The organism is Kosakonia sp. YIM B13571, from assembly GCF_042788095.1.
Classification (GTDB): Bacteria; Pseudomonadota; Gammaproteobacteria; order Enterobacterales; family Enterobacteriaceae; genus Kosakonia; species Kosakonia quasisacchari.
Genome location: NZ_JBHZPL010000030.1, coordinates 1 through 1,230, shown reverse-complemented (window position 1 = coordinate 1,230; position 1,230 = coordinate 1). Strand labels below are relative to the sequence as shown.

Sequence of the window (1,230 nt, the reverse complement as noted above, 5' to 3'; positions counted from 1 at the left end):
TGGACTGACCCCGCCCCGGTAGACGATCCTGCCCTATAGTTTGAGCATAGGAGGAGCGTATGGGCACACCACGATTTACACCTGAATTTAAGGAAGAAGCCGTCCGTCAGATAACGGAACGCGGTTATTCCGTCGCCGAAGTATCTGACCGTCTGGGCGTCTCTGCACACAGCCTCTACAAGTGGCTACGGGCTATCAAACCTGATAACAGCGAGCAGCATGCCCGGGATTTACTGGAAGCTAAAAGCGAGATCCTGAAACTCCGGGCGCAGCTAAAACGCACCGAAGAAGAACGGGATATCCTGAAAAAGGCCGCGCGGTACTTTGCAAGGGAGCCCGACTGAAGTACCGCTTTATCAATGAGCACCGCACTGTATGGGGTGTGATGACGATGTGTCGGGTACTGAATGTCGCCCGGGCCGGGTTCTATGCGTGGTTGCATAACCCTGTCTCGGCGCGTGATAAAGATAACCAGCGCCTGCTGATACTTATCCGCGACTCATATTCCCTGAGCGGAGGCGTATACGGTTACCGGCGGGTTCATGGCGATCTGAACGAAATCGGGGAAACCTGCGGTAAAAACCGGGTGGGTCGGATTATGCAACTGAACCGGATTAAAGCTGTGCGTGGCTATAAAGCGCCACGTCGTATCGCCGGCAGGCCTTCAGTCGTTGCTCCTAATCGCGTGCAGCGGCAGTTCACCGTTGTCCGGGCCAACCAGGTCTGGGTCACCGATATTACTTATATCCGCACCTGGCAGGGATGGTTATATCTGGCGGTGGTTATCGATCTCTTCGCCCGTAATGTGGTCGGCTGGTCGATGAAACCCACTCTCTCACGCGAACTCGCGCTGGACGCGCTGATGATGGCCGTGTGGCGTCGAAAACCGGACGGCGAGGTTATCGTTCACAGCGATCAGGGTAGCCAGTACGGCAGTGACGACTGGCAGCGCTTCTGCCGGGCCAATAACCTGGCACCGAGCATGAGCTGGCGTGGCAACTGTTTGGATAATGCAGTGGCCGAATCGTTCTTCAGTTCACTGAAAAAAGAACGCATCAGGAAGAGAATATACAAAACCCGGGATCTGGCCCGGGCGGATATCTTCGATTACATTGAAGTGTTCTACAACCGGGCCCGGCGCCACAGTCACCTCGGCGGCGTCAGTCCGGAGGCCTTCGAACAGGCCCAATCGTGAGGACAGAATTTGTCTACGGGCATGGGGTCAGTCCA

Annotated in this window: 1 protein-coding gene; it reads left to right on the top strand. The window is 55.9% G+C overall.

The genetic code is table 11. The features are described from left to right. Positions 1 to 59 precede the first annotated feature (59 nt). Positions 60 to 1,195 (top strand): IS3 family transposase gene (locus ACFX4O_RS24350; RefSeq protein WP_380211874.1). Its coding sequence is split into 2 segments (ribosomal slippage): positions 60 to 306 and positions 306 to 1,195, totalling 1,137 coding nucleotides; the frame shifts between segments, so codons are not numbered across the junction. Positions 1,196 to 1,230 lie beyond the last annotated feature (35 nt).